23 protein-coding genes are annotated in these 25,671 nt (G+C 55.1%); 11 read left to right on the forward strand and 12 right to left on the reverse strand.

Annotated elements, in window-relative coordinates; genetic code table 11:
• Window positions 1-161 precede the first annotated feature (161 nt).
• Entirely contained in the window at window positions 162-1,043 is an 882-nt protein-coding gene (locus tag ACN0RL_RS08380) for a response regulator (RefSeq protein WP_417515631.1), read from the forward strand.
• A 29-nt stretch (window positions 1,044-1,072) separates the two neighbouring features.
• Here ACN0RL_RS08380 and phoR read toward each other — a convergent pair whose 3' ends face one another.
• The 5 genes from phoR to ACN0RL_RS08405 form a co-directional block, all read right to left on the reverse strand.
• Window positions 1,073-2,380 carry a phosphate regulon sensor histidine kinase PhoR gene (phoR, locus tag ACN0RL_RS08385; protein WP_417515633.1) on the reverse strand — a complete coding sequence of 436 codons (1,308 nt, stop codon included), beginning with the start codon at window positions 2,378-2,380 and terminating at the stop codon, window positions 1,073-1,075.
• Window positions 2,381-2,422: 42 nt separating this feature from the next.
• Window positions 2,423-3,112 carry a phosphate regulon transcriptional regulator PhoB gene (gene phoB / locus ACN0RL_RS08390; protein ID WP_417515635.1) on the reverse strand — a complete coding sequence of 230 codons (690 nt, stop codon included), beginning with the start codon at window positions 3,110-3,112 and terminating at the stop codon, window positions 2,423-2,425.
• A gap of 118 nt (window positions 3,113-3,230) precedes the next feature.
• On the reverse strand, window positions 3,231-4,118 hold the full coding sequence (gene ubiA, locus ACN0RL_RS08395) for a 4-hydroxybenzoate octaprenyltransferase (protein ID WP_417515637.1): 888 nt from the start codon (window positions 4,116-4,118) through the stop codon (window positions 3,231-3,233).
• Between the two features lie 112 nt (window positions 4,119-4,230).
• Entirely contained in the window at window positions 4,231-4,770 is a 540-nt protein-coding gene (locus tag ACN0RL_RS08400; protein WP_417515845.1) for a chorismate--pyruvate lyase family protein, read from the reverse strand.
• A gap of 28 nt (window positions 4,771-4,798) precedes the next feature.
• Entirely contained in the window at window positions 4,799-5,356 is a 558-nt protein-coding gene (locus tag ACN0RL_RS08405) for a hypoxanthine-guanine phosphoribosyltransferase (protein WP_417515639.1), read from the reverse strand.
• 274 nt (window positions 5,357-5,630) lie between these two features.
• Here ACN0RL_RS08405 and ACN0RL_RS08410 point away from each other — a divergent pair, with 274 nt between their 5' ends.
• From ACN0RL_RS08410 to tesB, 3 genes are all read left to right on the forward strand, one after another.
• Window positions 5,631-5,798, forward strand: coding sequence for a rubredoxin (locus tag ACN0RL_RS08410; protein WP_417515641.1), 168 nt, complete (start codon window positions 5,631-5,633; stop codon window positions 5,796-5,798).
• Between the two features lie 19 nt (window positions 5,799-5,817).
• Complete coding sequence (locus ACN0RL_RS08415) at window positions 5,818-6,972, forward strand: NAD(P)/FAD-dependent oxidoreductase (protein WP_417515643.1); 1,155 nt, start codon at window positions 5,818-5,820, stop codon at window positions 6,970-6,972.
• A gap of 91 nt (window positions 6,973-7,063) precedes the next feature.
• Window positions 7,064-7,918 carry an acyl-CoA thioesterase II gene (gene tesB, locus ACN0RL_RS08420; RefSeq protein WP_417515645.1) on the forward strand — a complete coding sequence of 285 codons (855 nt, stop codon included), beginning with the start codon at window positions 7,064-7,066 and terminating at the stop codon, window positions 7,916-7,918.
• A 13-nt stretch (window positions 7,919-7,931) separates the two neighbouring features.
• On the opposite strand, the gene ACN0RL_RS08425 is transcribed toward tesB, so the two are convergent.
• The 3 genes from ACN0RL_RS08425 to ACN0RL_RS08435 all read right to left on the reverse strand — a co-directional run bounded on the left by ACN0RL_RS08425 (window position 7,932) and on the right by ACN0RL_RS08435 (window position 12,201).
• The gene (locus tag ACN0RL_RS08425) at window positions 7,932-10,493 is read right to left on the reverse strand and encodes an EAL domain-containing protein (RefSeq protein ID WP_417515647.1); all 2,562 of its coding nucleotides are present in this window, start codon (window positions 10,491-10,493) and stop codon (window positions 7,932-7,934) included.
• 79 nt (window positions 10,494-10,572) lie between these two features.
• Window positions 10,573-11,025 carry a flavodoxin gene (locus ACN0RL_RS08430; protein WP_417515649.1) on the reverse strand — a complete coding sequence of 151 codons (453 nt, stop codon included), beginning with the start codon at window positions 11,023-11,025 and terminating at the stop codon, window positions 10,573-10,575.
• Between the two features lie 72 nt (window positions 11,026-11,097).
• Window positions 11,098-12,201, reverse strand: coding sequence for a GGDEF domain-containing protein (locus ACN0RL_RS08435; protein ID WP_417515651.1), 1,104 nt, complete (start codon window positions 12,199-12,201; stop codon window positions 11,098-11,100).
• 215 nt (window positions 12,202-12,416) lie between these two features.
• Between ACN0RL_RS08435 and ACN0RL_RS08440 the strand changes: the two genes are divergently transcribed.
• A complete protein-coding gene (locus tag ACN0RL_RS08440; protein WP_417515653.1) occupies window positions 12,417-13,976 on the forward strand; it encodes an inorganic phosphate transporter in 1,560 nt (519 codons plus the stop codon).
• A gap of 97 nt (window positions 13,977-14,073) precedes the next feature.
• On the forward strand, window positions 14,074-14,340 hold the full coding sequence (locus ACN0RL_RS08445; protein ID WP_417515655.1) for a hypothetical protein: 267 nt from the start codon (window positions 14,074-14,076) through the stop codon (window positions 14,338-14,340).
• A 154-nt stretch (window positions 14,341-14,494) separates the two neighbouring features.
• On the opposite strand, the gene panP is transcribed toward ACN0RL_RS08445, so the two are convergent.
• The 4 genes from panP to ACN0RL_RS08465 all read right to left on the reverse strand — a co-directional run bounded on the left by panP (window position 14,495) and on the right by ACN0RL_RS08465 (window position 19,224).
• Window positions 14,495-16,171, reverse strand: coding sequence for a pyridoxal-dependent aspartate 1-decarboxylase PanP (gene panP / locus ACN0RL_RS08450; protein WP_417515657.1), 1,677 nt, complete (start codon window positions 16,169-16,171; stop codon window positions 14,495-14,497).
• 173 nt (window positions 16,172-16,344) lie between these two features.
• The gene (locus tag ACN0RL_RS08455; RefSeq protein WP_417515659.1) at window positions 16,345-16,692 is read right to left on the reverse strand and encodes a DUF503 domain-containing protein; all 348 of its coding nucleotides are present in this window, start codon (window positions 16,690-16,692) and stop codon (window positions 16,345-16,347) included.
• Window positions 16,693-16,888: 196 nt separating this feature from the next.
• Window positions 16,889-18,589: an acyl-CoA dehydrogenase family protein gene (locus tag ACN0RL_RS08460; protein ID WP_417515661.1), complete on the reverse strand. Its 1,701-nt coding sequence runs from the start codon at window positions 18,587-18,589 to the stop codon at window positions 16,889-16,891.
• Between the two features lie 2 nt (window positions 18,590-18,591).
• Window positions 18,592-19,224 carry a TetR/AcrR family transcriptional regulator gene (locus ACN0RL_RS08465; protein ID WP_417515663.1) on the reverse strand — a complete coding sequence of 211 codons (633 nt, stop codon included), beginning with the start codon at window positions 19,222-19,224 and terminating at the stop codon, window positions 18,592-18,594.
• Between the two features lie 268 nt (window positions 19,225-19,492).
• On the opposite strand from ACN0RL_RS08465, the gene ACN0RL_RS08470 reads away from it, so the two are divergent.
• The 5 genes from ACN0RL_RS08470 to ACN0RL_RS08490 all read left to right on the forward strand — a co-directional run bounded on the left by ACN0RL_RS08470 (window position 19,493) and on the right by ACN0RL_RS08490 (window position 25,629).
• Complete coding sequence (locus ACN0RL_RS08470) at window positions 19,493-19,714, forward strand: hypothetical protein (protein WP_417515665.1); 222 nt, start codon at window positions 19,493-19,495, stop codon at window positions 19,712-19,714.
• 165 nt (window positions 19,715-19,879) lie between these two features.
• On the forward strand, window positions 19,880-20,911 hold the full coding sequence (locus tag ACN0RL_RS08475; protein WP_417515667.1) for a lipase secretion chaperone: 1,032 nt from the start codon (window positions 19,880-19,882) through the stop codon (window positions 20,909-20,911).
• A gap of 185 nt (window positions 20,912-21,096) precedes the next feature.
• Window positions 21,097-22,113, forward strand: coding sequence for a porphobilinogen synthase (hemB, locus tag ACN0RL_RS08480; RefSeq protein WP_417515669.1), 1,017 nt, complete (start codon window positions 21,097-21,099; stop codon window positions 22,111-22,113).
• A gap of 65 nt (window positions 22,114-22,178) precedes the next feature.
• Window positions 22,179-24,320 carry a polyphosphate kinase 1 gene (gene ppk1, locus ACN0RL_RS08485; protein ID WP_417515671.1) on the forward strand — a complete coding sequence of 714 codons (2,142 nt, stop codon included), beginning with the start codon at window positions 22,179-22,181 and terminating at the stop codon, window positions 24,318-24,320.
• 22 nt (window positions 24,321-24,342) lie between these two features.
• Complete coding sequence (locus ACN0RL_RS08490; RefSeq protein ID WP_417515673.1) at window positions 24,343-25,629, forward strand: DUF945 family protein; 1,287 nt, start codon at window positions 24,343-24,345, stop codon at window positions 25,627-25,629.
• Window positions 25,630-25,671: the final 42 nt, after the last annotated feature.

The following is a 25,671-nucleotide window of genomic DNA, read 5'->3' on the forward strand; positions in this document are numbered from 1 at the left end:
CCGCAGGGAGTGACAGTTCTTTAACCTGCTGCGTAAAGGGCCGTTTACACCGCAGCCTCGTCGGTTTTTGCGTTTGAAGTTTGTGGTTTTTTGTAGCTTGCAGGTTTTCCGCGCGGGCCTTTGTTCTATAGTTGAGCGACACCTTCACAAGAGTTCGACACATGGCAACCCTGAAAGCGCTGGTGGTTGATGACGCCAGTTTTGTAAGAGATCTGGTTAAACGGACGGTTCGCCAGCGTTTCCCGGTTATAGAGACCACCGATGCCCAGAACGGCCGCAGGGCGCAATCGCTTATGTCCCGGGCGACGTTCGATCTGATTTTGTGTGATTGGGAAATGCCGGAAATGTCCGGCCTTGAATTGTTGCAGTGGATGCGTCAGCAGCCTCAGTACGAGAAAGTACCTTTCATTATGATTACCAGCCGGGGCGATAAGGATCATGTGATCGAGGCTGTGAAGGAAGGCGTTTCCGAGTATCTCGGCAAGCCTTTCAGTCCGGAGGGGCTGAGCAAAAAAATCATCAAGGTGATGGGCAATACATTGGCCACCGCCATGGGCCAGAGTGGTAAATCCATGGCCGGGCCGGCAGACGCGTTCAAGGAATCGGCGGCTTTGCTCACGCAAAAACGGGAGCCTGCAGCTGCGGTGGCAGAACGCGCCGCTCCAGCAGCCGATGCCCTTGCGTCACCCGTTCCTGAGGGCTCAAAGCCAGCAGTGTCCAGGGGCAGCATGAGCCGCGCTTCGGTGCGCTTCGCAGACAGTACTCTGAAATCAGTGGTCAAGGACATCAACCTGACGGAAGTGCGGGTCATTGCGAAGCGGGATCAGGCATTTCCGGGCATTCTGGATCAGGCGGTGGTTGATATTGAAACCGGCGACGGGCAAATGGCGCGTTTGAACGGCTACGTACACCAGTTGCAGGCCGTGGATAAGCGCAGAGACACCGACTTTGTGAGTGTCACCATCCGGTTTGTGGATGAGGATCCTAAAAAAATGGAGGACCTGTCCCGGTTCGTTGCCCGTTTCCGGGCCGGCAAGCGCTGAGTTTCATGCTCCCCCGGCAGGAACAAGAATTACTCTTTAGCGCCTTCAATCAGCCGCTCCTGCGGAAAGTGGCAGACAAATTCACTGCCTTCACCAAGTCGGCTGTTTATTTCCAGGCTGCCATCGTGATTGATCAATACATGCTTGGCGATGGCCAGGCCCAGCCCTGTGCCGCCGGTATCCTTATGTCGACTGGGGTCGGCGCGGTAAAAGCGTTCGGTCAGCCGGGGAATATGAACCTGATCGATACCTGAGCCTGTATCTTTTACTGAAAGGTGGCCGCCGGAACTGTTGGTGTACCAGGATACGGTTATCCTGCCCTGAGCGGGTGTGTATTTGACGGCGTTGAAGATCAGGTTGGAGAAAGCGCTGCGCAGTTGGTTTTCATCGCCTTTCAGCCTCTGCGTACTCGAGGCCTGGAAGATAATGTCATGTTGCTTTTCACCGCTGAGCGTCCGGGCGTCCTGGCAGATCTGCCGGGCCAGTGCGCCAACGTCTGTTGGTGCATCATTCATGGTCTGCTCGCCGGTTTCGATCTTGGATAGCAGAATGAGGTCGGTAATCAGCGCCTCCATGCGGAAGGACTGAGTGGCCATGGTATTGACTGCCCGCTGCCATTTTGGGGGGAGTTCATCGGCGCTGTCTGACAGAGTCTCCAGGTAACCGCTGATGACGGTCAGCGGGGTTCGCATTTCATGGGAAACGTTACTGACGAAATCTCTGCGCATCTGCTCCAGTTGATGCAGGCGTGTGACATCCTTTGCGACGATGAGCCGATCATCGTCGCCGAACAGACTGATCTGGATTTGCAGATGAATGTGAGGTTTTGCAGGGGAGTGGAGCTCAAGAGGTTCACGGTAATCTTTGGCATCAAAATATGAGGTAAACGCCGGTGTGCGGATCAGGTTGTAGATGTACTGGCCCTGGTCCGTATTGCGACGAAACCCCAAGAGGTACTCTGCCGCCCCGTTCCACCACTCCATTGCGCCGCGCGCGTCTGTCATGATGACACCGTCACGCATGGCGTTGGTGGATTCCTGTATGCGGTCGATTCGCGCTCGCAGTCTATCCCGCGTTTCCAGGTAGTTCTGGTTAAGCTTGTGCAGTCTGTCGAAGAGATCGCCCCAGATACCCAGGCTCTGGGGTGCCTCGTTATCGGCATTCGGGTTTGCCAGCCACTGTGCCAGGCGGCGGGTCTGGCCAAGAGTCCAGAGCGTGTAAAAAGCCAGCCCGACTGTCAGCCCGTAAACCGGGTATCCCAGATACAGCCCGGCAAGAGTGATGCCTGAGAGGCCGGCAAGCGTGTAGCGCAGATGTCGCGACCAGTTTTTCTGCATTGAAGGCTGCCTTGTATTGCTCTTGTGATTTGCGCTGTCCTGTCAGGCCGGCTGAATAGAAAAGCGGTAACCGGCGCCTCTCACCGTCTGGATAAGATAGTCGTGGTCCCCCAGAGCCTTGCGCAGTCGTCGGATGTGTACATCAACCGTTCTTTCTTCAACGTAAACGTTGCCGCCCCATACCTGATCAAGGAGCTGCGAGCGGGTATATACACGTTCCTGATGCGTCATGAAAAATTGCAGCAGGCGATACTCTGTAGGCCCTATGTTAAGCGAGACCTCGTTCGCGGTGACCCGATGGCTTGCCGGGTCCAGTGTCAGTCCGTTCACCTCAATAGGGCTGTCGATACCCGGAGGCGTTGCCCGGCGCAGCACTGCTTTCAGGCGGGCCACAAGTTCCCGGGGGCTGAAAGGTTTGGTGATGTAATCGTCAGCGCCCACTTCCAGGCCGCGGATTTTATTGTCTTCCTCGACTTTGGCGGTAAGCATGATGATAGGGATATCTGCTGTGGTCTCGTCTTTTTTAAGGCGCCTGGCGAGCTCGATGCCAGTGGTTCCGGGCAGCATCCAGTCAAGCAGTATGATATCCGGCTGTTTGTCGATAATCAGGGCATGGGCTTCGCGGGCGTCTGCAGCTTCCATGCATTCGTAATCGGCCATTTCCAGTGCAACGAGGATCATTTCCCGGATAGCGGGCTCGTCGTCGACAACCAGGACGGTTTTTCCAGACATAATCTATAACCTGTTTCAGACCATTATGTGTTGCTGATCTATTACAACGTTTGATTATTACAGCGGTGTGACAGCCCGGTTCTTTCCGCTGTTGTAAGCCCTGTGTTTTTCGGCCTTGTCACGCGATGATCAAGTCGATAACCAGACCGGTAAAAACTGCAAACCCCGCCCAGTTATTATTCAGAAATGCCTTGAAACAGCCATCACGTTCACGGTCTTTGGCCAGATACTGCTGGTAGATAAACAGGCAGGCCATGGCAACCAGCCCCAGATAATAGAAGCTTCCCAGCTCACAGCGGTTGCCGACGATGATCAGGATAAGCACCACCATGGTCTGCAGTGTGCCAATGATGGCGCGGTCGGCATCGCCGAAAAGGATGGCGGTGGATTTGATACCGACCTTGAGATCGTCGTCGCGATCAACCATGGCGTAGAAAGTATCGTAGGCAACGGTCCAGAGTACGTTCGCAGTGAACAGTAACCAGGTGACCTGGCTAAGTTCGCCGGCTTCGGCGGCCCACGCCATGGGGATGGCCCAGGAGAAGGCGGCACCAAGAAAAAGTTGCGGCAGATGGGTGTAACGCTTGGTGAAGGGGTAGATAAACGCCAGTATCGCGCCGCCAAAGGACAGGTAGAGAGTAAGGGTGTTGGTAAACAGCACCACCATCAGAAACGAGATAATACAAAGCCCGCTAAAAAGAGCGACCGCCTCCCAGGCATTCACCCGGCCGGTGGTCAGTGGCCGGTCTTTGGTGCGTTTTACGTGCTTGTCCCAGTCTCTGTCGGCAAAGTCGTTGATGGCGCACCCGGCGGCGCGCATGAAGAAAACGCCCAGAGTAAAGACAACAATGTTGCCAATGCCCGGGCTGCCGTCGGCTGCAAGCCAGAGTGCCCAGTAGGTTGGCCAGAGTAAGAGCAGTGTGCCGATAGGGCGGTTGATGCGCAGCAGCTGTGCGTAATCAGTAAGTCGGCTCCGTATGTGTTCTGGCACGGCATCAGGCAGCATGGGTCTATCCGGTTGGGGTGTCTGGAACAGAATATCTGAATTAATGAGAGTGCAGGGATTATAGCCAGTGCACGGGCAGGGGTGAAAGCCGCGGCGCTTTTCCGTTTATTTGTCAGATCTGACGGTAAAGAATCGGTAGCAGGTATTCACCTACAAGTAGCGCACCCTTTTTGTTACTGAATAGAGAGCGGCGTGCAATTTCAGGCAAGCCGGTTTTCGAAGCGGTGAGGCTGTGATGATTGCAAAGCCCGGTTTCAAGTGGTCCCCGTTGCCAGCCACGGCTGCTGAACAGATAGGCACCCAGCGGTTTGCTGCCAAGATGCAGAAGGCGCCTGCCTTCGCCGGTCAGGCAGGCAAGGGGAATGACGGTGCGCGCAAGAACCCAGGGCTCTCCATCACCGCAAAGACGCACTTCGCGGATCCATGCCTGCTGGCGCAGGGGTATTCTGAGGCGTCTGGCTTCCTCAAGAGTTGGTGCAGCGAAGCCTTCGCGTTGCACTTCCACATGAAACGAATTTGCGCATCGTTTCTGCAGAGCCCTTGTAAAGGAGCCCTCCACCTGTAACCAGTACCGCGCCGGGCCATGAACATCCGGATTGCGAAGGCCTGCCGCTGAAAACGAGCGGTACCAGTCTGTTGGCGGTATGGTCAGTTTGGAATTGTCTGCCCGGGCTTCGATGTCAGAGACCTTTTACGGCATAAATTCCGGGAGCGTTGCGCCAGTAACCTTTGTAATCCATGCCGTAGCCAAACAGGAACCGGTCTTCAACATTCAGGCCTGTAAAATCGGCTCTGAGGTTCGGACGGGCCTTGCGGTCATGTTGTTTATCGACCAGCACGGCGGTCAGAACCTGTTTCGCTCCATGGGCCAGGCAGTAATCTGCGATGGCGCACAGGGTTGTGCCTTCATCGAGGATGTCATCAACAATCAGCACGACGCGGTCTTTCATGTCGGCCTCGGGCTGAAGCTTCCATTCAAGAATTCCGCCGGTGGTTTCCTGCCGGTAGCGCGTTGCATGGAGGTATTCTGCCTGCACCGGGAACTTGAGCCGGGGCAGCAGCTGGCCGGTGAAGATCAGTCCGCCGTTCATTACACAAAGCAGCAGAGGGTTGCTGTCTTTAAGGCGGCCGGTAATGTCGTCGGCCAGGTTGCGAATGGCAGTCTGTACCTGTTGTTCATCAACCAGGCAATCAGCCTCGGTCATAACCTGATTCATTTCGGCGACGGTATCGGGCATAACGGTCGGTCCTGTCTTAAAACGGGCGATTATACCGGAGAGGAACGATGGAAGGGAGGGGGGAGAATACTGACGATTGGCATAAAAAGCTTAGCCGGTGTGTCTTTACCGGCATTGGTCAATTCGGATGTGCCGGGTATTATGGCGCAGCAAGGCTTGGAAAATGGCTGGCAAAGCCGGCGGGTTTCTTTGTTAGCCAGTGGAAAAACACTTGTTTGAAGTATTGTTCGACAATTAATATGGCGACCACAGGTCCGTGGTAGGGAATTTGTTTATGAAGAAGTGGCAGTGCGTGGTATGTGGTCTGGTCTATGATGAAGCGGAAGGTTGGCCCGAGGATGGAATTGAACCCGGGACTGTGTGGGACGATGTTCCCGAAGACTGGGTTTGCCCCGATTGTGGCGTGGGCAAAGAAGATTTTGAAATGATCGAGATCAGCTGAGCCCTGACGGAGCATGGATATGACAGAGCAGAGCCCCATCGTTATTGTTGGAACCGGTCTGGCAGGTTATTCCCTGGCCCGGGAAATCCGCAAGCAGGATAAAGAAGCCCGGATTGTAATGGTGACTGCTGACGATGGTGTTAGCTACTCCAAGCCCATGCTGTCCACTGGATTTACCAAGGGAAAGGATGCCGAGGGCCTGGCCCAGGCCGATACTGAGGCCATGGCGCAGCAATTAAACCTCGAGCTGCGAACCTACACGACGGTGACCGGTATAGATACTGAAGGACACAGGTTGCTGCTGGGGGACGAGAGTCTGACCTACAGCAAGCTGGTTCTCGCCTGGGGCGCGGATGTGATTCGCCTGACCATACCGGGTAGTGGCCTGGAGCGGGTATTCCCGATCAATGATCTGGAGGATTACCGTGCGTTCCGTAAGGCACTCCGGCCCGGAAGCCGTGTGGCGATTATGGGGGCTGGCCTTATTGGTTGTGAGTTTGCGAACGACCTGCGTAACGGCGACTATGAAGTGGAGGTGATTGCGCCCTCTGATGCCGTCATGCCGAGCCTGCTGCCGCCGGTCGCCGCCAATGCCGTGCAGGCGGAGCTGGAATCACTGGGTGTGCGTTTCCACCTGGAAACAGTTGTTGAGAAAGTTGAGCCCGCAGGCACGGGGGTAACGCTGTTTCTGGCTAACGGTAAAGAATTGCAGGCGGATCTCGTGATTTCTGCTGTAGGCCTTCGGCCCCGCACGCAACTGGCGCGCACAGCCGGAATCGATACAGGCCGTGGCATCGTGGTGAACCGGGCGCTGGAAACCTCGGCTGACGATGTCTATGCCCTGGGTGATTGTGCAGAAGTCGACGGCCATGTACTGCTCTATGTTCTGCCTCTGATGGCCTGTGCCCGTGCTCTGGCAAAAACGCTTTCCGGTGAACGCACTGAAGTGAGCTATGGCACCATGCCCGTGATGATCAAAACACCCTGCTGCCCTGCTGCCGTGTGCCCGCCCCCTTCAGATGCTGAAGGTAACTGGGAAGCGGAGCAGGACGGAACCCATGTAAAAGCGCTGTTCAGAAATACGGAGGGTGATGTGCTTGGCTTCGCGGTTACTGGCAGGTTTGCATTGGAAAAGCAGGCGTTGTCCAAGGTTGTGCCTCCCATTCACTCATGAACATCCTCATCTCTCGGCGTTTTTTCATTGCGAACTGTCTGCGCTTGGGGTAGAAACTCCTTCGTGAGCTAACGAATTTACAGGAGCAGGCATGCTTGATGTTACAAAAAAACTGGTGGAACTGCTGTATCTGTCACCCACGGGCGATGACCATTACCGTGGCGACAGCCAGGATCTGGGATTTCCCCATGTGTTTGGAGGGCAGGTTCTCGGGCAAGCGCTGATGGCTGCCAGTCACACGGTTGAAAACCGCCTCTGCCACTCTATGCATGCCTATTTTCTGCGCCCGGGCAACCAGCATATGCCAATTGATTATGAGGTTCAGCGGGTGCGTGATGGCCGTAGTTTTTCGGTTCGTCGGGTCATTGCGCGCCAGGATGGCAAGGAAATTCTGACCGGCTCCATGTCGTTTCATGCTGCTGAAGAGGGTTTTGAACATCAAGCCGAGATGCCCGATGCGCCAGATCCTGAGTCCCTGCGTTCGGAGCAGGAGTGGGGCAAGTTGATGGCATCGCAGGTGTCAGAAAAGTTGCGGGAAATCATGACCCGTGATCGCCCCATCGAAATTCGCCCGGTGAACCCGGTGAATCCGCTCCAGCCTGAAAAGCGTCCACCCCATAAGCAGAGCTGGATTCGTGCTCTGGGGCCACTGCCGGATGACCCTGTTCTGCATCGCTGCCTGCTTACCTATGCATCGGATTTTTCGTTCCTGGGGACGTCTCTCAACCCCCATGGTGTGTCCTTCATGAACAAGGGGCTGCAGATCGCAAGCCTGGATCATGCAATATGGTTTCATCGGGACTTCCGCATGGAAGACTGGCTGCTGTACGACAAGGATAGCCCGAGCGCTTCTGCCGGCCGAGGGTTTAATCGGGGTAACTTCTTTAATCAAGAGGGGGTTCTGGTGGCGTCTACAACTCAGGAAGCGCTTATTCGCCAGCGTTGACAGGCCATAAGTATTATCCGGGTGTTTGCTGTCCGGCGCTGGTTTCGTGCCTCTCGGCGAGCCAGCCAAGCATTTGCTCAATGGGCAAGGGTCGGCTCAACATATAGCCCTGGATCATATCGCACCCCATCTCTTTCAACAGGCTTGCAGTTGCCTCGTTCTCCACACCTTCCGCCACAACCCGATACCCGAGGGCATGACACATGTCGATCGTGGTCTGGACAATAACGCGATCTTCCTCCCGGGTGGCAAGATCGGTGATAAGCGAACGGTCGATCTTGATTTCGCTGGCGGGCAGCTGTTTGATGTAAGAAAGTGATGAATAGCCTGACCCGAAGTCATCGATAGAAACCGGAATGCCCGCATCAGACAGTGTGTTAAGCGTTTTGAGTGCGTTGACCGGATCCTGCATCATCGATGTTTCAGTCACCTCAAAGATGATAGAGCCTTCGTGCTGTGGGTGAGCACTCATAAGCTGATCCACGAATAACGGGAAATCCGGCTCCCGGAGATTGTAGGGTGAGATATTTACTGAGAAATCGAGATGGTGACCCGCCTCAAGAAGGCGGGAACGAAGCTGCAGGGATTGCGTCAGTACCCAGCGAGTCAGTGGTTTGATCAATCCGGTCTGTTCGGCCAGCACAATGATCTCATCAGCACGAACTGCCTGCTCTTTACGGGGCCACCGAATGAGCGTTTCAAGGCTGTCGATCTGGCCGGTCCGAAGGTTCAGTTTTGGCTGTAAATAGAGTGCCAGCTCGCAACTTGCAAGCGCTTGTTGTAACCCCGAAATCATCGTAAGCCGTCCTGCACTGTAGGAGTCCCGGGATGTCTTGTAATAGGCAATTCCACTGTCCTGGGCGCGCTCTGAACTTTCTGCTATGCATGCCCTGCGGATCAGTGAGGTGGCGTCGGTGCCATGAGCTGGTGAAATAGCGATGCCGAGTTGCGCGTGAAGAGGGATTTGCATTCCAAGATAGTCAACGGGGCTGCGGATGGCCTCCACAGCGCGCGCGACAGACCTGCGAGCGCCCTCAGAAGTGTCTGCATCGACAACACAGGCAAAGGTTTCCGGATCGAGAGAGGCTATGAAGAAATTACTCCCGTTGTGCTGCCCAAGAGAGACAATGCCGGGAAGCTTGCGCGTGATGGCGTTAAATTTCTGCGAGGCCAGTTCCAGTATGCGGTCGCTGTTCTGGTGGCCCAGGGTTTTGGTCACGGACTGCAGGTTGTTCAGGTGAATCACTACAACGCCATGTCGTTTGTCCGGGGTCTGGCGAATAAGGTCACTCACCTGCATTTCGAAGCTGGCACGGTTGGGCAGGCCCGTGAGAGGGTTGTGCAGGGCGTTTTCAATCAGCTTGAGTTCTGCGTTTCGTCTTGCAGCCATGGCAGCAAGTTCGGCTTCGCGGGCATCTACTTTGTCTTCACGCTCGCGGTAAAGTCTTGCTGCCAGAGCCACGGCAAGAAGTGTTGCTTCAATGACAGAACCGATTTGCATACCGTAATCAGTGATAAAGTTGCCCGGGAGCAAGCCATACCTGTTGGCGGCTGTAATGGCACCGCCAATGGATAGTGCACCCCAGGCAATTGTGTAATAACCGGCCTGAGGGTTCCTCCGCAGCCATTGTAGGGGTCCGATTACGGCAAGCAGCAATGTGCTCGGAAAGGCTGTGACGACCGTTAGCCGGATAGCGCTACTGTATTCCATCATGCTTGTGACTGTTAACACAGTGGCACTCAATGCAACAAAGCCAAGCACAACCCGGTCAAGGGTTGGACCGGTTTTTTTCAAATTGAGAAATGATCGCGAGAACAGCAGTGTGAATATGACTGCGAGGGGAACCATGAACAACATCGCGCGGTTCTGTATCCCCGGGCTACCTGGCCAAAGCAGCTGGAATGCAGTGCCGTTCAAGTTGCATATAACCAACAGATAACCGAGCGTTGACAGCACGTAAAGGAGGTAGACGTGCTCACGCAGAGCGATAAAAACAAGAAGGTTGAACAGAATAACGCTGATCATAATGCCGTAATAAAGAGCATTGAGCTGTTCTTCAACGGAGGCGTGCTCGAAGAAAGTCTGAGTGTTCCAGAATTCCACAGGAACCTGCAGGGTGCCCGAGGTACGAATCTCCAGAAGAATCTGCCGGTTATCGCTGTTCTCCGGGCTGAACGGGAAAAGAAAATGGCGATTCAGGATAGGGCGCTGGGAAAATGGATTCCGGTCGCCGGTGACGATCGTCTCAGTGAGTCTGCCGTTTTCAATAATGTAGAACGCGATGTGATCAAGGTGGGAATAGGCTATTTCCAGTAAGTCGATCTGGCGACTGGCTGGAATGTCAAAGCGGAACCACACTGTGTCACTTGTGTAGCCGAAGTTCGGGCTGCTTGTTGTCATTGGTAGCCAGTCGTCGAAATTGGCTGCCTCAAGCGGAGAAAGTTGAACATCGGGTGACAGGCGCAAATATTCTATGTCGGGAAAACGGGACGTCTCTGCACTCTGGCAGTGGAAGGCCAGGGACATCAACAGCACCAGCGTTGCCAGTACGCGAGACGATGGTCGCTTCAGCACAAGTCACCGTTGATCATGAATATTGTCAGAATCGGATTTTATGTAGTTTTTAGCTGCATGATAGGCATTAAAGCCATCTTCAAGTCAATACTTCAGATGCCCACTCACGTACCCAGGGTAAGGCTTCGGTTTCGGGTTCCTGGGTTTCCAGGGCATCTATGCGGAGTGTTTCTCCAACCTTTCTGGCAGCTGTTTCGTAAAGCACTTCTTCCATAAGCTCGCCGGCACCACAAAAGGTATCGCCATAGGAGCTGTCGCCCAGCACGATGATGCCGAAAGGCCGGCCCGGCTGCTGTGGCAACTGGTCACGCAAGGCTGCATAAAATGGCAGAAGGTTATCCGGAACTTCACCCTGCCCGGTAGTGGATGTGCAGACCAGCAAAGGGGCGGCATCAGACGTTATATCGTCAAGCACAGGATTCTCCAGAACGGATACCGAGTAGCCTTCGGCGTCCAGTGCCTGTTTGATGGCTCTTGCAGTCATCAATGCGCCGCCGTAGACACTACCTACCAGAATTCGAATATCCGTCATGAAAATACCTGTACAAGAGCAAATGGCCTGGTTTCGTTCAGCGCAGGATGATAACGGCCCGTGTGGGCCGCCTCAAGCGTTTGGTTGACTCTGAGCATCTGTGTGCTGATTTCGGACCCGGGGTGCGATCCTGTTGCGACCGGCTTCCTTTGCACTGTATAGCTGCGAGTCAGCCTGCCTGAGCATGCTGTCGATGGAATCGGCCTGAGCTATGGAGCAGACACCGGCGCTCATGGTGACCGGGAGCTCTTGCCCGTGAAAACTGAAGTTGCTTCGCGCCACTTCACTACGCAAACGTTCTGCCAGCGTAAGTGCCGGAATCAGAGAGGTGTCTGGCAGCAATAGCAGAAACTCCTCGCCGCCCCAGCGGGCTGCAACATCTGTCTGGCGGATGACTGTTTGCATAAGGTTGGCAAATTGTTTCAGGGCCGCATCGCCCGCGTTGTGGCCATACTGATCATTGATGCTTTTGAAAAGATCGAGATCAATCAGGGCAATGGAGAAGTGATGCCCGGAGCGCTGGTATCGGGAGTACTCTTCCGCCAACCGGTTCAGTATATCCCGCCGGTTGGAAAGGCTGGTGAGCTCGTCGGTTTTGGCTGCCAGTTCATGGCTCTGGGCCAGGTCCAGAAGTTCGTTCCGTGCCTTCAGTCTGCTTGCCTCCAGCACAAAACAGAAAATCGACTCAAAGGTCAGTGTGACGAAAAATCGGATCTTGAAGTCACTTTCGTAGTCTGCAAAGACAAAGGGCAGGTTGGGGAACTGGAATACAATAACGGCCACCAGGTAAACCAGTAACAAGATCATGGTGCCGGTTTTCAGATTGGTCAGAAAAAACAGCAGAGGTGGGAATACATAGAACCACAAAGGGCCAGTGTTGCCCTCGCCGCCAGACGCTATCAGATAAGTAAAAAGCACACTGACAATAACCAGCAGGCCGGCTTTCTGCGAGTCACGATTTCCTGTGCGCGCAAACCAGGCCATGTTTGCCAGAACTGGAACGATAAAGGCCCAGAGAATCAGCGCATGACTACTGTGGCCGGAATACCAGGCTTTTGAGCCGATGCCGGTAAGAGACAGAATTGCTGCCAATGACAGCCATGTCAGTATGCGTGAAACCTGTGCATCTTCCCGTTCGTGTGTCGCCTGGCGCCCCGAAGAAGGATGTCTGGTCATAGTGGCCCTGTCTGAATACGCGGCGCTCTTGTAATGCGCTTAAGCATTTAAGGTTATTATGGGGCAGGCAATGGTATGTATGCATCCTTTACAGGTGTATTGTGTGACCAGATCCCGCTGACGCACATTTGTTTCAATTTAAGGTTAAAAAATTTATAGTTGCGCGCAATACAGCGGTTCGTTCTCCATTCAGACCAAATGAGACCCTTTCTGTTATGGCCCGTTCAAGCGGATTCCTGGATACCCTTCTTACCAGCAACTCTACAGAACGATACCGGATCGGATTCAGTCTGTTGTTCCTTCTGGGGGTCTGGCTGGTTGTGGGCTCCTTCAGCGAAGGCATGCCCAACAGCACCCTGTTAATGGCTGCGGCTGTTATCGGCGGCTACATGGCCATCAATATAGGTGCTAATGACGTTGCAAACAACGTCGGCCCGGCAGTGGGCTCTGGTGCCTTGTCTCTGGGGGCCGCCGTTATTCTGGCGGGTGTTTTTGAGTCGGCCGGCGCACTTATTGCTGGCGGTGATGTAGTCTCCACCATCAAGGGGGGCATTATTGATCCCTCAAATCTGCAAGACGGGCGAGCTTTTGTCTGGCTCATGACAGCCGCATTGCTGGCCGGGGCGCTTTGGCTCAACCTTGCAACCTGGATGGGCGCTCCGGTTTCTACTACGCATTCGATTGTGGGAGGTGTGCTCGGAGCCGGCATTGCGGCTGGTGGCTGGGGCATTGCGGACTGGGCCGTTATGGGCAAGATCGCCGCAAGCTGGGTTATTTCTCCGGTACTTGGCGGTGCCCTGGCGGCTCTTTTGCTGTTCATCATCAACAAAACCGTGCTGTACCGGAAAAACGTGATACCGGCGGCCCGCACGTTTGTGCCCTGGCTTGTAGCTATCATGGCCTGGGCGTTTGGCACTTATCTGATGATCAAGGGCGTCAAACAGATTATCAAGGTAGACTTCTTTCAGGCCTCCCTGGTCGGGTTGGGTGCTGCTGTGGTTGCTTTCTTTGTTGTGCGTTCCCTGGCTTCGCGCAAGGCAGCGACCATGGAAAACAGCGCTGGCGGTGTGAACACCCTGTTCACCTGGCCGCTGATATTTGCAGCCGCGCTCCTGAGCTTCGCCCATGGTGCTAATGACGTAGCCAACGCTATCGGCCCCCTTGCAGCGATCAATGATGCACTATCAAACGGTGCCGTAGCCACGGCTTCAAGCATTCCTTTGTGGGTGATGATGATTGGTGCCCTGGGTCTGACGGTTGGCCTCATGCTGTTTGGCCCGCGCCTGATCAAAACCGTGGGCAGTGAAATTACCGAGCTGGATAAAACTCGCGCTTTCTGCATTGCTCTTTCAGCTGCACTGACCGTTATCCTTGCTTCGCAACTGGGCTTGCCCGTAAGCTCCACGCACATTGCCATTGGCGGTGTTTTCGGTGTTGGGTTCCTGCGTGAATACCTGAAGTCCAATTACGCGACCCAGTTGCACAAAATCATGGAAGAGCGCGATAGTGATGATCAGGAGCGCCTCAAGCCTTTTCTGGATGATTTCCGCAATGCCTCCGTTGAGGAAATGGAAAAGCTTCTGAAGCGTGCCAAGAAAAAGAAACACGTGCCGCTGACCAAGTCGGATCGAAAGCGTCTCAAGAAAATCTATAAAGAAGAAATGGTCAAGCGATCGCATCTTGTGCGTATAGCTGCAGCCTGGATCATCACAGTGCCCGCATCAGCAATTATGGCGTCTGTTTTATTTTACACGCTGCGTGGGATTTTCATCTGACACACTGGCTGGTTGTCGCGCGCGGGTTTGGTCATACTGTATGTCTGTGTGAGGAGCGGTAAGCTCCCCGAGAATTTATTTGCCCGGAGGGTGAGTCATGAGTACACCGGTTGAAAGCCGTCAGGCCAGGGTAATTGATGAGCTGCGAGTGTTCATCAAGAAGGTGCTGAGCGATCCGACGATCGCTGTGAAGTCTGTGGATATTGCCCGTAAGCTTCGCTCAGAGGCGGATTCCGACGAGCTTATCGCTCGGGAGATCAGTGCTAACACGACCATTCGTATTCCGGAAAAGTGGAGCGAAGCGGATCGTATGTTTCTGGATATTATCCACGAAGTTCTGGATGACGAAGAGGCGCTTTACTGAGCTGAGCTTTGGTGGAGTGAGCGAGGCGGGATGGCTTCAGAAACACGCTGTGAATACGTCCCTGTACGCTCGGCTCCGCCATCCATGGCTCCGCACGGTTTCTGAAGCCATCCCGCCCCGCTCACCGGAAGCTCTGTGCGTTGCGCTAGCCAATTCAGGCCTGCTTCTGGCCCTGTTCATGCTGCTTAAGCACGGCATCCGCCATCTGGTTCAATATCCTGATTTCGTCCTGAATCCCCTCTTCCCCTGAAAGCTCACGCTGCTCCTCCAGAATGTCTGCCAAGATTTTTGGCGTGGTCAGAGGGTTCGCAAGAACCACACGAAACACAATGCACGGAAATTTATAGTAACAGGCAGGTTCCAGCCGGGTTCGTGAAACAAACGCCTTGCCTCGTTCCCGCTGGGTTTTCTGGATAAATTTGGTGACTCTGTTCAGGCAGGCATTGAGTTTTTCGGCCTGAAGCGGATCTGCCAGCGTTAATGCGTGCTGCACACTGGCAGGACAGTAACGGTAGGTGAGAATATTCAGCTCCGGGCGCGTAATCAGCTCAAAGTCGGGCTGCGCCTCAATCATCTCGGCGAAAGTGGCCGCTTTTTCGATGCCCTGATCAATCAGTATCTCGTAGCCTTCCCGGGCCAGAATTTTCAGACCGGAATGGATCAGCATGGACATGCCGGGGCGTGAGCCTTCCAGTGTGGTGGAGCCAAGGTCACGAGAGCCTTTGCGAATGATGTACTGGGCATGGTGCTCAACCGCACTGGCCAGGCTCGGGTCTTTGAACACCACCAGCCCGACACCCATGGGAACATACAGCTGCTTGTGAGCATCAAAGGTGACGGAGTCTGCCTTTTCAATGCCGCGCAAAAGATGACGATAGGTTCTGGAGAACAGTGTTGGCCCACCCCAGGCGGCATCCACATGGAAATGAGCGCCAAACTCCCGGGCTATATCTGCCATGGCATCCAGTGGGTCTATGTTGCCTGTTTCAGTCGTCCCCGCCACGCCGCAGATCGCGAGAATCTTGATTTTCTGTTTTTGCAGTTCCAGGCATTTATCGCGCAGTGCGTCCGTCTGGATCCGGTTGCTGTCGTCTGTATCTACTGCTACCAATGATTCGCGACCGAGGCCCAACACATCTGCCGCTTTACTCAGGGAATAGTGGCCACGGCGCGATACGACGATGGCTGCGCCTTCGTAGCCGTAGTATTTCAGGGCGCGGAACAAGCCTTCCTGATGCAACCCGCGGAAGCTACCCTCGGCCGGGAATGCACGGTTACGGGCAACCCAGAGCGCTGTCAGGTTGGCAACGGTGCCCCCGGAACACATGGCACCCAGAGCGTAGCGGGGATCGTGCATCCACTTCCGGTAAAAGGCGCCGTCTTCCTGATACACCAGCCGGTGAATCATGCCGAGAACCTGCCGCTCCATGGGTGTAAAAGCCTTTGAGGTTTCGGTTTTTACCAGGTTCTGATTCAGGGCAATCATGATTTTGGACAGCGGCAGCATGAAGTAGGGCAGCGCTGAGGTCATGTGGCCGATAAAGGCAGGTGATGCAGTGTGAACGGAATTGGCAACCAGTTTGTCGAGCAGGAACTGCGCCTGCTCGGACACGAATACGGGCTTTTCGGGGATGTTGTAGTCCGAGAAGTTTCTCTCGACGTCCGTAAGATCCCGCTCAACCGCAACGATGTGCTCCTGCAGGAAACCTGCAAGGTTACGTGAGATGTTCTGGTCAATACGGCTGAGCGTGGACTCCGGTGCCTCTGGCACGGTGAACACGCGATACATGGCTTCAACTGACGCCTGGGCCGTTTTTTTCTTGCCGGTCATAGATACCACACACGATAAGTGGTTATCCGCAGGGCCCGTTCCGGATGCCCGACGGATACAGCCGGGGTCTGATTCCGGCATTGGTTACTTGTCACCTGTAGCTTACAGGCACACTGGCATCCCTGAGGTGGCGTAGTATACGGGCTGCTTCGGTGTTGTGCCACCGAGCTTCGTCAGAGAATTTCGCGGTGAATGTCGAGTATGGCGGCATCGACCTTTTCCTGGATGGCTTTCTCTACCTGGTCGAGGCGCTGGGTGATTTGCTGCGAGGAGGTGCCGAGGGCTGCGATTGTCCAGGTGGCGCAATCGATGGCTTCGAGATCGGCGGTTTCTGCTACGGCCAGGTCTGGTTCTTTGCCCCAGATGGCCCGCAGTGCGGTGAAGACTTTGCGCTTGGCTTTGAGGTCTTCGCAGCCGTAGAGCTGAAAGTGTAGGGTGAGTACGCCCACGTGGGGAGTAATTGCGGCATGTTGTTGAGACGCATTGCCTTCTTTCAGCAGTCTTCTGAGTGTTTCAGACATAGATTTTCCGACTTTGGTGCTGGAACCGACGAGGCAAGGCTTTCCAAAACACGCTCCTTGCGGCACATCCATGTGACGCTTGGGCTCCGCCATCCCTGGCTCCGCACAGTTTTGGAAAGCCTTGCCTCGCCGGTTCTCGAACAATTCAAGTGGAGTCCACCAAGCTCATATCTTGATGTCTTGGTGAACACCAGCGCTAGCCTACTACAGGCGTTGCCCGCTTGATAATAGCCGCAGCATCAATGCCAGAGGGCAGGTTGCCGTAGTTCATGCCGCCATTGGATTCCAGCCGGGAAGCGCAGAAGGCGTCAGCTACGGCTTTGTTGCCGTTGCGCAGCAGCAGGGAGGCTTGCATGGCCAGTGCCATACGATCTACCAGGTTGCGGGCGCGGTACTGGAAGTCGCTGATGTCGGCAAAGTCGTTTTGCAGTTGTGTCAGGAACTGGTCGAAGCGGCGGTCTGCGCCCTTGGCCTCGCCGGCTTCGCGGAAGAAGGCGTCGAGGGTTTCAGGCTCTTTCTGTATGGCGCGCAGGGTGTCCAGGCACTGGACGTTGCCGCTGCCTTCCCAGATGGCGTTCACCGGGGATTCGCGGAACAGGCGGGGCATGATGCAGTCTTCCATTACGCCGCTGCCGCCGATGCATTCCATGGATTCATAGGCATGGTTGGGTGCGCGTTTGCAGATCCAGTATTTTCCGACGGGTGTGGCCAGCCGGGCAAACAAGCGTTCCTGTTCTTCATCCTGGTTGTCCAGGGCGCGGGCGACTCGCATGGCATAGGCGAGCGCGGCTTCGTTTTCCAGAGCCAGGTCGGCAAGCACATTTTGCATCAGGGGCTGGTCGCTGAGCCGGCTGCCGAAGGCGCTGCGGTGGCGGCAGTGGTGTGTGGCCTGAGCCACGGCCTGGCGCATGCCGGCTGAGCTGCCGATCATGCAGTCGAAGCGGGTCATGGCGACCATTTCTATAATGGTGGGTACGCCGCGACCTTCTTCGCCAATCATCCAGGCCAATGCACCGCGCAATTCTACTTCGCTGGAGGCGTTGGCGACGTTGCCCATTTTGTTTTTCAGGCGCTGGACCTGCCAGGGGTTTTTGGTGCCGTCGGGACGCCAGCGCGGCATCAGAAAGCAGGACAAGCCGCCGGGAGCCTGAGCCAGTACCAGAAACGCGTCGCACATGGGGGCGGAGACAAACCATTTGTGGCCGACCAGTTCATAAGCCTGGCCCGGGCCTTTGTTTCCAATCGCGTAAGCAAGGGTGCTGTTGGCGCGTACGTCGCTGCCGCCCTGTTTTTCGGTCATGGCCATGCCGATAGTTACCGAGCTTTTCTGGCTGTCGGGCACGTTGCGGGCGTCGTAGCTGTTGGCCAGTACCCGGGATTCCCAGAGCGACGCGAGTTCCGGTTGTTTACGGATGGATGGAATGGCCGCAAAGGTCATGGTAACCGGGCAGCAGTGTGCAGCTTCGACCTGGGAGTGCATGTAGTATTTTGCCGCGCGCGTTACATGCGCACCTTTGCCCGGGTTCGTCCAGGGGCTGCTGTGAAGGCCATTTTCGAACGCTATGCGCATGAGTTCGTGGTATGAAGGGTGAAAATCCACTTCGTCGATGCGGTGGCCAAAGCGGTCGTGAGTATTGAACTCCGGCTTGTTGTTATTGGCGCGAAAGCCGAGGTCTATGGTTGCAGCGTCGCCGGCAAATGCGCCAAAGGCTTTGAGTTCGCTTTCTGCCCTGTCGGCACCTTCGCGCTGTACGGCTTCCTGAAGCGCAATGTCGTGCTCGTACAGGTTGTAATCTTCCAGTGCGGGCGGCTGGTTGACCACTTCGTGGGTGATCGCCAGATAGCGATCACTGTGATCATCTTCAGGTATTAATGGCCTGGTATGCGACGCGCTCATTGCTATCTCCTGGTGCCGGTCAACCCCTGAATGCAAAAGCGGATGATGGTGTCGACCAGCGGGTCTTTTTTATCAGTTTCGTTTGTGACTGCCTGACCGTTCTGGCTTGGTGCCAGTGGGCCGACCAGGCTTTCCGCGATGGCACCAACCAGGCATGTGCTGCTCTGGCGTGCATCCTGGTCTGGAATGCATCCTTCTTCGATGCCTTCATGAATCGCTTGTTCAAACAGATTGGCGTAAGCCTTGCGGTAAGCCAACCGTTCTTCTTCCAGTTTCGGGTCTACCGGTTCTGCAATGAGTGACCAGGCCATAACGGGGCCTTTCAGTGCGCGTTCGGCAAACTGTCGCAATGCCTGTTCCAGTCTCGCCGTCGCGCTTCCCGGTGTTGCCAGAGCTTCCGCAACTTTGTCTATTTCGCGTTGCGTGGCCTGGCGGAATATTTCGGCAAAAAGATCCTCTTTCGACTCGTAATGGCGATAGATCGTTCCCGTAGCCACACCTGCTAGCTGGGCAATACGGGTAATTTTTGCACTGCGAAAACCGCCCTCTGCAACGCACTGGTATGCACACTCAGAGATCCTTCGGCGCGCCTCGGCTTTGCGCTGACGCATTTTTTCAGTTTCTCGATAAGCCATCCCGGCTCCTCAACATTAGTGAATCATTATTCATTTTTTGTGTCAACGCAAATGCATTCTGGATACCTGCAGTTTGCCATTTAAATTCATAAAGTTATAACCGTTTACAAAAAATTACAAAAAATGTGTTGTTCATAAATAGCACTGCAATGGAAAGCAGATTATAAAGACGCCAAGACAGTGTCGCAGTAGCGGCGGGTCGAGGCAGAGTGCTGCCCCCAAAGGGGTGGTTGCACTTGTAACACTGTTTTCGTTGAAGGAGATAATCATGAGTGAGCTCGACGAAAGCAACCTGGAGCAATCCGGGAACTGGGGTAACGAGAGCGACGATACCCATTCGATCGCAGGCCGGGCGCGGGTGCGGGCTCAGTTACAGCAAGATATCGAAGCGTTTCTGAGCCAGGGTGGCAGAATCCAGGAAGTTGAGACATCTTTCCGTGCTGGCTCCCCACGCAAGATGGAAGCAGACTTTAATAACCGCTCTCTCTGAGCATTGTCTTTCCGGGCCGGGCTTCTGTAACCCGGCCTGTTTTTGCGGTCTGTCTCGGTAAAACGCTTCGGTTCTGCCTATCATTCCCCCTGCACCGCGTTTGTTTCATTCCCCGTTTCCGGGGCTGCAGCAAAGTCTATCGATACGCTGGATCTGACCATTATCATGAAATCTGTCTTCAGGCTCTCCTATACCATACCGGTAATTATAGCTGTTGTGATTGCATTCTGGCTGCTCGCCGATGGTGCCCAGGATCAACCGGCTTCTACCCGCACTTCTGACCGCTCTGCAGATACCATAACGGATGATGCCGGTTTTTCAGTGGCGCGCCAGCAACCGCCCTCAAAAATGGTTGAGGGTTCTGCTGAGCTCCGCGTGCCGGATCGGCTCCCACCGTCTCTGGAGGGAACGTCAGTGCCTGGCGATTGGGCGAAAACAGATCGTTTTGGCAACCTTATCCCTACGAGCGAATTGCGGCAGCTGTTTGAGTACTATCTTTCTGCTCTGGGCGAAGAAACCCTGGCGCAGCTTGTGGTCAGAATCCGGCTTGCACTGTCGGTTCTGGAAGAGCCAGCACGGGCCCAGGCACTCGACACTCTGGGGCGATATCTGGATTACAAACTGGCGCTCGCTGATCTGGAGGGCGCCTATGGAGAAACAGGCGCCGGCGGCCCCGATGAAATTCAACGTCGAATGGCAGAAATTCAGGCTTTGCGAAGAACGTGGATGGATGCTGATACTGCAGAGGCTTTTTTTGCTGATGAAGAGGCAATAGATCGCTACCAGCTTAATAAACTGAGTATTGGCAGGGATAAGAGCCTGACTGAGCAGCAACGTGAGGAAGCTCTGGCAAAGGCTGAAATGGCTTTGCCAGAGAGTGTGCGGCAGGCAAGGCAGGACACCCGAAAATTTGCCCGCTACGAGCAGGCTCGCGAGGCTCTGGCCACCAATCCTGAGGCGTTGCGAGCCTGGCGACAACAGGAATTCGGCGCAGAGGCAGCTCAAAGACTGGAGGAACTGGATGCAGAGCAGAAGGACTGGAATCGACGTTGGCAGTCCTATACGAAAGAGCGAGACGCTTTGACGGCGTCTGGCCTGGCCGAGCCTGAACGCGAAGAGGGTCTGGCGCTGTTACGCGAAAAGTATTTCAGCGAAACTGAACGTGTCCGGGCAAAAGCGCTGGATTCGATCCAGTAATACCGTTCTCGGGAGAAGCCTTTGCTGCGAGCCCTCTGTGCCTGGTCCTGCTTCGGGTCCTTGATCTGTATCCGGCGGTAGCCTGCAACCAGAGGCCTCGGAAGTGTATGATGGTGTAAACGGTGCCGGCCCGTGCGCCGGGATTTTCGATCCAACTCTTTGCAGTGCCATTCAGGAGATTTTCTGTGCCGCTATCAACACCCCGTGCTTTTCCTGCTACCCGTCTGCGTCGAAATCGGGCAAGTGGTTTTTCCCGTCGGCTGGTGCGGGAAAACCAGCTGATGCCTGACAACCTGATCTACCCGGTTTTTGTACTTGAAGGTGAAGGACAGCGTGAACGTGTGCCCTCGATGCCAGGCGTGGATCGTTTGAGTATTGATTTGCTGGTTGAGCAGGCGGCGGAGCTTGTGGAGCTTGGTATTCCCGCCGTGGCGTTGTTCCCGGTGGTTCCGGCGGAGAAGAAAAATCTATCGGGCTCCGGGGCCTGGGACTCTGACGGGTTGGCGCAGCGAGCCGTTCGGGCCCTGAAACAGGCTTATCCGGAACTGGGCGTAATCACCGATGTGGCTTTGGATCCGTTCACCACGCATGGCCAGGATGGCATCATCGATAACGATGGCTACGTGTTGAACGATATCACCGTGGAAGCATTGGTGAATCAGGCGTTGTCTCATGCGGACGCAGGTGCCGACGTTGTTGCTCCCTCCGATATGATGGACGGACGTGTTGCGGCAATGCGTGAAGCGCTGGAGTCTGCAGGGCATGTAAATACCCGTATTCTGGCCTATTCTGCCAAGTATGCGTCTGCCTATTACGGGCCGTTCCGGGATGCAGTCGGTTCTGCAGCAAATCTGGGTAAGAGCAACAAGGCTACCTATCAGATGGATCCGGCCAACAGTAATGAGGCAATTCATGAGGTTATGATGGATCTCGCCGAAGGTGCGGACATGGTGATGATCAAACCCGGCATGCCGTATCTGGATATCGTGCATCGGGTGAAAACCGAGTTGCAGGTGCCGACGTTTGTTTATCAGGTCAGCGGCGAGTACGCCATGCACATGGCAGCTGAGCAGAACGGCTGGCTTGACGGTGATGCGGTCATGATGGAGAGCCTGATGGCCATGCGGCGTGCTGGAGCCGATGGCATTCTTACTTATTTTGCGGTGCGTGCTGCACGCTTGATGCGGGATCAGCGCCGCTAAAATCTTATAGGGACCAGCCGCCGCCGGGGAATGGCCGGCGGTAAATCAGACAGGAACTGAAGGCTATGACAACGGAAATCGCCAGGAATCTGACAACCGAGGGGGAGCAGAGCATACCTGCTCCCATGGATCTCCCGCCGGTGGGTGAAGTGATCAATCTTGACGCCAGTGAAAACTACTTCAACCGGGAATTGAGCCAGCTTCAGTTTAATTACCGGGTACTGAAGCAGGCGCTTGATAACACCCATCCGTTGATCAACCGTCTGATTTTCTGTTGTATTTTCAGCAGCAACATGGATGAGTTTTTTGAAATACGGGTGGCTGGCCTGCGCCAGCAGATCAAGTACGGCCGCGAGACCCTGGGTGCTGACGGCATGATGCCGGAACAGGCGCTGAGTGAAATCAGCCGTGTTGCCCATGAGTATATTGATGAGCAGTACGACATTCTGAACTATGTCCTGATCCCGGAGATGGAAAAAGAAAATATTCACTTCGTGCGGCGTCGGGAGTGGACGCAGGAGCAAGCGGCGTGGGTGCGTAACTATTTCGAGGAAGAGATTCTGCCGGTGGTGAGCCCCATCGGGCTGGATCCGTCACACCCGTTTCCGCGCCTGGTGAACAAAAGCCTTAACTTTATTGTTGAGCTCGACGGTAAGGATGCCTTTGGCCGGGAGACTGGTATGGCGATCGTGCCGGCTCCTCGGTCGCTGCCCCGGCTGGTGCGCCTGCCGGATGAAGTATGCAACGGCGGGGAAAATCTGGTGTTCCTGTCGTCGATGATTCACGCGCACGCCGACGAGTTATTTCCGGGCATGGAGGTCAAGGGTTGTTACCAGTTCCGCCTCACACGCAACGCCGACCTGGAGCTGGAAGACGATCTTGAAGACCTGGCATCCGCACTTCGCGGCGAGCTGCTCAGCCGCCGTTTTGGTGACGGTGTGCGGCTGGAAGTTGCAGACAACTGCCCGCAGGAACTGGTGCAGTTTCTGTTGACGGAATTTGGCCTCGGGCAAAGGGACCTGTACCAGGTAAACGGGCCAGTCAACCTGACCCGGCTTATGGCGGTTAACACGCTGGTAGACCGCTCGGATCTGTCGTATTCCAGCTTCTCACCGACCATACCCAAGCAGATACGCAGCAAGGAAACCCTGTTTGATGCCATTCGCAAGCGACCTATCCTGCTGCACCATCCTTTTCAGAATTTCAGCCCGGTAGTCGATTTGCTGCGTCAGGCCGCGAAAGATCCGCAGGTTCTGGCGATAAGGCAAACGCTCTACCGCACCGGCGCCAATTCGGAAGTTGTTGAAGCTCTGGCAGACGCAGCCCGGCGTGGCAAAGAGGTAACTGTTGTTGTTGAGCTGAGGGCAAGGTTCAGCGAGGCAGAGAATCTGGAGTTGGCCAGTCGGTTGCAGGAAGCCGGCGTAATCGTGGTTTATGGCGTGGTGGGGTATAAAACCCACGCCAAGATGATCCTGATTGTGCGCCGTGAGGAAGGCCGCCTGCGCCGTTATGTTCACCTGGGAACGGGCAACTACCACGCGGTCAACGCGCGACTTTATACAGATTACAGCTTCATGACCTGTGATGAATCCATTGGCGACGACGTTAACAAACTGTTCCAGCAGTTAACGGGAATGGGCAAAGCGCTGAAGATCAAAAAGCTGTTCCATGCGCCGTTTACGCTGCACAAAAGACTGCTCAGTCTGATTGAGCGGGAAGCCGGGTTGGGCGATAAAGGTCGCATCATTATCAAGATTAATGCGTTGACTGAAACTCAGCTGATCAAGGCGCTATACCGGGCCTCGCAGGCGGGCGTGCAAGTTGATCTGATTGTTCGAGGTATATGCAGCATCCGGCCCGGAGTGCCGGGGCTTTCGGACAACATTCGGGTGCGATCCATTGTGGGGCGCTTTCTGGAGCACACCCGGGCCTATTATTTTGGCAACGATGGCAATCCCGAAGTTTACTGCTCAAGCGCAGACTGCATGGAGCGTAACCTGTTGAGCAGGGTTGAGACGGCGTTTCCGATTGAAGATCCGGAGCTGATAGCCCGTGTGCGTGAAGATCTCGATACGTATCTTGCTGATAACTGCCAGTCCTGGATGTTGCAGCCGGATGGCGGTTACATTCAGAATCAGCCGGCCGAGGGCGAAGAGCGTGTGGCATCACAATTGGTATTGCTGGAACGCCTGACCGGCAAGTCCTGACAATTTAAGACGGAGAAAATTCTTGAAAGCAAAGTGGATAATTGCCGGTGTCGGTGTGTTGGTTGTCGCCGGAGCAATGCCCTGGGTAGTGGGTTATGTCACCGAACAGCAGTGGCAAGTGGTTACCCGTGAATTGAATCAGGCGCAGCCGTTTGTGCAGATGCAAACAGACGATTACCGTCGTGGTTTTTTCGGATCGGAGCTGGATGGTGTTGTAACGGTTTTGAATCCTGAGAGCGGAGAGACTCGCCCGATTGCGTATCGTGCCAAAGTGACTCACGGTGTGACTGGCAGCCTGATTGATTTCAAGCCGGTTGACGGCTGGACGCCTGACGGTGCTGAATGGTTTCAGGAACGCCCAAGGCTGACTCTGGAAACGCGCCTTTGGGGCACTGCCGTGCTTGAGCTCGACGTTCCGGCCATCGCTATCAATAATCCCGAAAGTGGAGAATCACTCCGTACCAGCGGCGGAATTGCCCGAATTGAAGTCAGTGACACTGGCTCGCAGGCAGAAGCGTTGGTCGTCTGGCCACAACTGAGCTTCTCCGGCCCGGACATGAGTATTCGCGTGAATGACTTCCGTGTTGAGCATGACATGGCTCATCTCAACGGCGACGTCTGGACAGGAACCATGGTGGCATCAGTTGCCTCGGTTGCGCTGACCTCGCCTGAGGCTCCCCCGTTAACGATCGAGGATTTGCAGTCGCGCAGCAGTACCGAGGCAAATGCTAACGGAGAGCGTCTGGATTCACGGCTATCGATCGAGGCGGGCAAAGTTCGCTATGAAGACCAGGCTTACGGCCCGCACAAAGTGGTATTCGCCCTGGAAAACCTGGATGTCGCAAGCTGGAGTGCGCTGACAACCAGCGTGGCAGAGCTTCAGGGCATGGCATTGGCTTCCGATGCCGGTAGTCCGGAAGCGTTCGAGCGGCAGATGGCGGCTATGGGGCAGGTAAACGTGGCCATGCGCGATTTGTCGGCGGCCGGTTTCTCGGTCGGATTCCCCGAGCTAACAATTGATACGCCTGAAGGCGAGTTAACGGGCAGCCTGGTGATCAGTCATCCCGAGCTGACCGCAGACCAGAAAGCAGAAATGCTCATGGTAATGCAGCAGTTAACCGGGGAAATGAATCTGAGTGTACCTTCGGTGTTGGCGGAAGATTACCCGGCTGTGCGTATGCAGCTTGCGCCTTTGGTTAAGCAGGGGCTGCTCGTGACGGAGGGAGACCGGCTGGTGCTGGCGGCGAGGCTGAATGATATGGTTATAAACGTTAACGGTCAGGAGATTCCGCTGCCTCCGCTGTTCTAGGGCGATTTCGAGCCAACATTAAAGCCCCGCTTTAACAGCCCC

Source organism: Marinobacter sp., from assembly GCF_048259445.1.
Taxonomy (GTDB): Bacteria; Pseudomonadota; Gammaproteobacteria; order Pseudomonadales; family Oleiphilaceae; genus Marinobacter.